The following is a 6,910-nucleotide window of genomic DNA, read 5'->3' as shown; positions in this document are numbered from 1 at the left end:
AATTTTTCCTGAAAGGAATATAATCAAAAGTCGAGAACAAAAAAAGCCCGGCTATTTCCGTAGCCAAGCTTTTTATCACTAAATGAATGATCTTATTTTTACTTCGCGAGCAGTCTTTCCAGCCGCTCCATCATCTCATTTTTTTCCCGCAGCATGCGTTCATACAAAGCGATTTTCTCTTCGTGAAGCTTTATTAATTGTTCGACCGGGTGAAAAACCGGGTTATGATTCACAACCGATCCGTTGTCATGATTGGTAATGGTATTTGCGATGATGCTGATGGCAGATTGTTCATCAAAATTCTGGAAGGCTTCCACGGGAATGTTCATGACTTCAGAGATCTTCCGGAGGAGGGCTTCTTCCACAACATGTTTCTGTTCGAGGATGGAGATTTTCTTCTGGTTCCAGTCTTCGCCGAGGTCGAAGGCAAGGGCTTCCTGCTTGATGCCCAGCATTTCCCTGAATCGTTTTACATTTCTGCCCTGATGTACTGTATGTTCCATAGCGGTTGTGTTTTTTAATGCTTAAAGATAAGATTTTTGATGAAAGTAGAGACCGGTAAAGGTATAAAAATTCCGGTAATTTATCCCTTGTTGCGGATAAAACAGAAGATGGCAGGCTGCAGCGGAAGGCCGGAAAGCACACACCTTGCAAGCGGTTCAGGAGACGGGATCACCAGGACGGAAAACCAGCAAAAAGCCACCCCAAAAAATGGGGCGGCTTTACAAGATTTTATCTAACACTATTTATTTTTTCGCTTTCACGTCTACGGAGATTTCGATGTCTTTGCTGATCATCCATTCTGCCGGATCGGTTTCGGAAGTCCCGAACTTGATGCCCCAGTCGGCTCTGTTTACGGTGAACTTCGCCTGGATAGAAGCGGCGTTCTCCATCACGTCCACTTTAGCCGGGAAGGTCACGTTCATTGTTTTTCCGGAAAGGGTAAGGTTTCCGCTTACGGTTTTGTTGGCTCCGGCTACCGCGTCTTTGGAAGGATCTTTCAGGTCGGTCACGCTGGTTACTTTGAAATCGGCGGTCGGGTTTTTGGCTGTATCGAAGAAATCAGGGTTTTTCAGGTGGGCCTCAAGATCCGTGTATTTTTTATCCTTTTCAGTTACGGAAGCCGGGTCTACTTTCAGGGAATTCATGTCGATCACGAAGTTTCCGGCCGTCAGCTGGCCGTTCTCTACGCTCAGGTCTCCGGATTTCACCATCAGGGTTCCCCAACGCGGCGCCATTCCTCCTTTATGGAAAGCTCTCCAGTTCACTACGGAAGCAGCGGTATCTACGGTAAGCATTTCCCCTTTGCTTTCGGCAACGGTCTGCTCCTGGGTGGTCTTTGCATCACCTGCAGATTTGTCTTTGTTACAGGATGCGGCAAGCAGTCCGATACCCACCAGCGCTAATACACTTAGTTTTTTCATATAATATAATTGTTTTAAAAAGTTTATTCTTCAAACCGGAACAGCAGCCTTTCCGGGATCTGCTTCCGTACAGCCAAAAATAAAAAAACCGGTGTTCCCCCGACTTACCATAGATCAAGAAAACAGGTTTTCCGGGTATTGCTTTCCGGCGCAATGCTAAAATAATAAAAAAAGATGGTATATCATCATAGGCCTGCTCCTGATAAATGATTATTTTAGCCGCTTATATTTCAACATGAACATCACCGGTTATATCCAACAGACCCTGGAACTTCCTGAAAAAAGCATCAGCGCCACCCTTCAGCTGCTGGCTGAAGACTGCACCATCCCTTTCATATCCCGTTACCGTAAAGACCGGACGGGCAACCTGGATGAAACGCAGATCGAACAGATCGAAAAGCTGAGCCGGCAGTTCATGGAAATCACCAGACGCAGGGAATCCATCCTGAAATCCGTGGAAGAACAGGGCGGCCTAACCCCTGAATTCACACAGCGGATCCAGCAGAGCTTCGACCTTCAGGAACTTGAAGACCTGTATCTCCCGTTCAAAAAGAGAAAGAAAACAAGAGCGGATGCCGCCCGGGAAAAAGGCCTGGAACCGCTGGCCAGAATCATCATGAGCCAGAAGAGCACCGGCCTGATGCCAACCGTATCCCGGTACCTGAACGACCGGGTGCCTTCTGAAGAAGAAGCACTCCAGGGCGCCCGCGATATCATCGCAGAATGGATCAACGAAAACATGTACGTACGGAAAAACCTGCGCCGGATGTTCCAGCGGAAAGCCACCATTATTTCCAAAGCGGTAAAAGCCAGAAAAGAGGAAGAAGAGGCCCGGAAGTTCTCACAGTATTTCGAATGGGAGGAAAGCCTGAACCGCACCCCTTCCCACCGGCTCCTGGCCATGCTGAGGGCAGAAGCGGAAGGCTTTGTGAAAACCAACATCAGCATCGACAAAGCAGAAGCTCTGGAAAGCATTGAAAAAGCGGTCATCAGATCCGATAACGATTCGTCTGAGCAGATTGTACTGGCCATCAGGGACAGTTACAAAAGGCTTCTTGAACCCGCCATCTCCAATGAAACCCTCCAGGAAGCCAAAGAAAAGGCCGACAGGAAAGCCATTGAAATCTTTTCTGAAAACCTGACCCAGCTGCTGCTGGCCCCGCCGCTGGGCGGCAAAAGGATCCTGGCCATCGATCCCGGATTCCGGAGCGGCTGCAAGGTGGTCTGCCTCGACGAAAAAGGCGACCTGCTGCACAATGAGACCCTCTACCCTCACGCCCCGCAGAACGAAAGCGGCATGGCCATGAAAAAAATCCGCTCCATGGTGAATGCCTATGCCATACAGGCCATTTCCATCGGAAACGGTACCGCAAGCCGGGAAACCGAGTTCTTCATAAAAAAGATTGCCTTCGACAAGCCGCTGCAGGTATTCGTGGTGTCCGAAGCAGGCGCCTCGGTCTACTCAGCCAGTAAGATTGCCCGCGATGAGTTCCCGCAATATGATGTAACGGTACGGGGCGCAGTTTCCATCGGAAGAAGGCTGGCCGATCCGCTGGCTGAACTCGTAAAGATCGATCCCAAGTCCATCGGTGTCGGGCAATACCAGCACGACGTTGACCAGTCTGAACTTAAGAAAGAGCTGGACACCACCGTCATGAAATGCGTGAATGCCGTTGGCATCAACCTCAACACCGCAAGCAAGGCCTTGCTGAGCTACGTCTCCGGAATCGGCGAAAAGATGGCGGAAAACATCGTGAACTACCGTACGGAAAACGGTGCCTTCGAAAACAGGAAACAGCTGAAAAAAGTGCCCCGGCTGGGCGAAAAAGCATTTCAGCAGGCAGCGGCCTTTGTGAGGATCCACCATGCTGAAAACCCGCTGGACAATTCTTCGGTGCATCCGGAAGCCTACGGCATCGTTGAGAAAATGGCCGGTGACCTCGGCCTCAAAACCGACCAGCTGATCGCCAACAAAGAAAAAATAGCCCTGATCCGGCCCGAACAGTATATCACCGGCGACATCGGGATCCTGACCATTCAGGACATCCTGAAAGAACTGGAAAAACCGGGACTTGACCCGAGGAAAGCCGCCAGGGTTTTTGAATTCGATCCCCATGTGAAAAAAATCACCGACCTCAGGCCCGGAATGGTCCTTCCCGGCATTGTCAACAATATTACCGCCTTCGGATGCTTTGTCGACCTCGGCATCAAGGAAAGCGGCCTGGTACACATTTCCCAGCTGAAAGACGGTTTCGTGGCCGACGTGAACGAAGTGGTAAAGATGCACCAGCATGTTCAGGTAAAAGTAACGGAAGTGGATGAAGCAAGGAAAAGGATACAGCTGAGCATGATCCTGTGATTTTAGAGGTGAATGGTGAATGGTCAATTGTGAATGGTGAATAGTGAATTTGCTGAAGCCTCTGTTTCAGCTTCTGACTTCTGAAATGAAAGTGATGTACGTCTGCGAGTACGGCAGTTTGCTTTTGTTGGAAAAACGCTAAGGCGCAAGGACGCAATGGTTTTCAATGCTTCATGGGTAAGACGCAAAGATTTTATCGAAGATAAAATTGAATGCCGCTGACTATTGCTGCCAGAGCAATAACATCTGATCTTAAAGCCTATAAGTACAACATGATTCAGCAGCATGAAATTTGGCTTTGCCAAATTCTTTGCCTCTTATACCACATTATCCTGAACTCATCCTGGCGTCTTTGCGCATTTCCAATAACCATCAGAAGTACATCTTCCATACGCTTAACGGAAATTCCACTCCTTCGGAGGGGTGACAAAAATTCAGAGAATTTTTGACGGGGTGGTTTGAAACGTGACCCACCAGCAGATCAATTTGCAGCAGTCTTCATTCCACCTTTAATCGCCTTTACGCATGCATGCGGATACGAGCGTGACACTCGCACCAGCCTGGAAAATGGGCAATGGTAAATGGTGAATTTGCTGAAGCCTCTGTTTCAGCTTCTGACTTCTGAAATGAAAGTGTATGAGTCTGCAGGTACAGCAGTTTGCTTTTGTTGGAAAAACGCTAAGGCGCTAAAGGGTTTTGCATGCTTTATGGGGTATAGGGCGCAAGGATTTTATCTAAGATAAAATTGAATGCTGCCTATTGCCTTGTGAAACTGAAGCATGTAACTATAATCAATTCAACGGTATTAAAATTTGGCTTTGCCAGATTCTTTGCGTCTTATACCACGTATTTCTTTAGCATTCCTCGCGGCCTTGCGTATTTCCAATAGCCATCAGAAGTCATCTTCAATTTGCTTAACGGAAATTCCACTCCTTCGGAGGGGTGACAAAAATTCAGAGAATTTTTGACGGGGTGGTTTAAAACGTGACCCACCAGCAGATCAATTTGTAGCAGTCTTCATTCCGCATGCGGATACGAGCGCGACGCTCGCACCAGCCGAGAACCTATCAGTAATGAATAGTCAATTTATTGCAATCCAGGTCTCAACTTTCTGATTGAGCATCACCAACTTCAGACAGCCACACTCTGCTCCGGCAGAACAACCACGAGATGACCCACAAAAAAACCGGCTTCTGGAAGCCGGTTTTGAAATAACTATTTTTTAGATTCTTCAACAGAAACTTTTCTGAAATCTTTGAACAGTTTGCTCAGTTCAAGAGCTGATTTACGGGCTCTTGTTCCGGCAGCCTTATTTCCTTTTTCTGCCTGTTGGTTTGCTTCAGCTGTAAAAGCTTCAAATTCCGCGTTGATTTTTTCAATAAGTTCTTTCATTATTTTTAAAATTTAGGCTGCAAATATATGTTTTATAGGCATTCCAGCCTAATGGTGAGGAAAAAAAATACAGCAATTCATAAAAATTCCGGTCATTTTACGTTTTTTTGAGGAAATCATCATCCCTGCTTGATTTTCCCCGGCCCGGAAGTTCCTTTTTTACGGTCTTCAGAACATCAATAAAAAATTAATTCCCAATCCAATACTGGACATAACAGCGGAAGCTTTTATGTTATAATGGAATTCACTTTATCCGGACATTTTCTTTACGGTTCCGGAAAATAAAAAAAACCTCTTTGCAGAGGTTTCTGAGATTGATTGTAATAACACGGGTTAAACTTTATAAATTTTTAATTAGTGATTGTTTGGATTAATAAAATCGGATGCAAATATAATTCCGGAAATTTCAAACTGATCCGGACCTGTTTCCCGGCCTTCTACGGTCTCCAGAAAGACCATTTGTTGCCGTTGAATACCGCCAGACGCTTGGCTCCGGCCTTGTTAACATACACCAGCATCCCTGCTGCAGGGTTGATGATATTCTGAACATCTTCAACCGTAGGAAGGATCATGGCTTTGGTAGTGGATTCCAGTACCAGTACACCATCTGCGGTACTGGTTGTCGCACCGATGATGGTTTTGGCTTCCGCTGCTTCGGGAGCCTGAAGGATGGTAGGCTGTACGGTAAGGGCGGCTGATACATCAGCATCCTGTGCACTGAGATCCATCCAGCTTCCGTTGTAGTATTTCACGCGTGCCTGCAAAGGATTGGTGGCATCCAGAATCAGGGTGCCTTCTGCAGGAGCTGCAGGGAGTGTTCTTACATAAGGAAGAACAAGCCCTCTGTTCTGATTGGCGGCAAACTCGAGAAGCACCGATGCTTTTTCCGTTGCCGTACCGATGGCATCACCGATGATGACCTGCCCATAGGCTGCCGACATCATCGCCATAAAAATGGAAGTAAATATTTTTGTCATTTTGATTTTTTTAGTGGTTGTAATTGTTTTTTGGGGACGGATTAAGGACAGGTAGGCGTATTGAAACAGTACCAGGCATTTCCGTCATACATTTTCAGGCATTTGGAAGTGGTGTCATATACCAGCATACCGTCCTGAGGATCGGTGATGGCGTTGATCTGCTGTGTTGTCATCCGGGTCAGTACAAAACCTTTGGTATTGGATTCCAGGACTGCGTAAGCACCTTTTCTGGACTTCGGCCAATTGGCAGAACCACCACCCACTCTTCTGTCGAGCAGGGTGATCCCCAAGTTGGAATTGATTCCCGGCCCTGAAGTATTGGCGTCGTCATAACAGATGCAACGCTGTATAAAATAGTCGCTGGTATTACCGTAGTAAGAATCATTGTATACAGGAGACATGGTACTGATAAAATTGTCGGTTGAACCGTTGGTTCCTTCTTCCCTGATGGTAAACCTGAACGTTTCGGTAGGCTCATCGATCCCGTCGTTTACGGAAGAGATGTTGATGGCAATACCGTCGATATCATTGGTAGGGCTGGAATAGCCGGGTGTTACTCCGCCGTCATAGTTTCCGGGAGGAATGGAAATGAGAAAGATATTGGAACCAGGCGTATGGGTAATGGACGGCGTACCATTGATTGTAGGAACCCCCGTAAGAGTAATATCATTATCATTAATCAGCGGGCTCCCGTTACTCGGATCTGTGATTTCCAGGGCTACCCTGGTATCCCCTATCACCGCTCCGTTTACTCTGAT

At 47.0% G+C, this 6,910-nt stretch carries 6 protein-coding genes and 1 pseudogene; 2 read left to right on the top strand and 5 right to left on the bottom strand.

Annotation, left to right across the window (positions count from 1 at the left end):
• Positions 1-98: 98 nt before the first annotated feature.
• The gene (locus tag QZ735_RS05915; RefSeq protein ID WP_294245534.1) at positions 99-503 is read right to left on the bottom strand and encodes a helix-turn-helix transcriptional regulator; all 405 of its coding nucleotides are present in this window, start codon (positions 501-503) and stop codon (positions 99-101) included.
• A gap of 39 nt (positions 504-542) precedes the next feature.
• Here QZ735_RS05915 and QZ735_RS05910 point away from each other — a divergent pair, with 39 nt between their 5' ends.
• Complete coding sequence (locus QZ735_RS05910) at positions 543-740, top strand: hypothetical protein (protein ID WP_294245531.1); 198 nt, start codon at positions 543-545, stop codon at positions 738-740.
• A gap of 6 nt (positions 741-746) precedes the next feature.
• Here the strand turns inward: QZ735_RS05910 and QZ735_RS05905 are convergent, their stop codons facing one another.
• A complete protein-coding gene (locus tag QZ735_RS05905; protein WP_294245529.1) occupies positions 747-1,424 on the bottom strand; it encodes a YceI family protein in 678 nt (225 codons plus the stop codon).
• Positions 1,425-1,659: 235 nt separating this feature from the next.
• Here QZ735_RS05905 and QZ735_RS05900 point away from each other — a divergent pair, with 235 nt between their 5' ends.
• A complete protein-coding gene (locus QZ735_RS05900) occupies positions 1,660-3,783 on the top strand; it encodes a Tex family protein (protein ID WP_294245527.1) in 2,124 nt (707 codons plus the stop codon).
• A gap of 1,215 nt (positions 3,784-4,998) precedes the next feature.
• On the opposite strand, the gene QZ735_RS05895 is transcribed toward QZ735_RS05900, so the two are convergent.
• From QZ735_RS05895 to QZ735_RS05885, 3 genes and pseudogenes are all read right to left on the bottom strand, one after another.
• Complete coding sequence (locus QZ735_RS05895) at positions 4,999-5,175, bottom strand: histone H1 (RefSeq protein WP_054509314.1); 177 nt, start codon at positions 5,173-5,175, stop codon at positions 4,999-5,001.
• A 437-nt stretch (positions 5,176-5,612) separates the two neighbouring features.
• On the bottom strand, positions 5,613-6,152 hold the full coding sequence (locus tag QZ735_RS05890) for a hypothetical protein (RefSeq protein ID WP_294245512.1): 540 nt from the start codon (positions 6,150-6,152) through the stop codon (positions 5,613-5,615).
• Between the two features lie 41 nt (positions 6,153-6,193).
• Positions 6,194-6,910: pseudogene (locus tag QZ735_RS05885) on the bottom strand (hypothetical protein); the annotation flags it as partial.

It is taken from the genome of uncultured Chryseobacterium sp. (assembly GCF_913776365.1).
Lineage (GTDB): Bacteria > Bacteroidota > Bacteroidia > Flavobacteriales > Weeksellaceae > Chryseobacterium.
The sequence above is the reverse complement of the archived record's forward strand: the minus strand, read 5'-3'. Positions and strand labels throughout refer to the sequence as shown.

Coding starts and splice junctions, on each gene's coding strand:
- QZ735_RS05915 (WP_294245534.1), bottom strand. CDS start 503: ATGGAACATACAGTACATCAGGGCAGAAATGTAAAACGATTCAGGGAA.
- QZ735_RS05910 (WP_294245531.1), top strand. CDS start 543: ATGAAAGTAGAGACCGGTAAAGGTATAAAAATTCCGGTAATTTATCCC.
- QZ735_RS05905 (WP_294245529.1), bottom strand. CDS start 1,424: ATGAAAAAACTAAGTGTATTAGCGCTGGTGGGTATCGGACTGCTTGCC.
- QZ735_RS05900 (WP_294245527.1), top strand. CDS start 1,660: ATGAACATCACCGGTTATATCCAACAGACCCTGGAACTTCCTGAAAAA.
- QZ735_RS05895 (WP_054509314.1), bottom strand. CDS start 5,175: ATGAAAGAACTTATTGAAAAAATCAACGCGGAATTTGAAGCTTTTACA.
- QZ735_RS05890 (WP_294245512.1), bottom strand. CDS start 6,152: ATGACAAAAATATTTACTTCCATTTTTATGGCGATGATGTCGGCAGCC.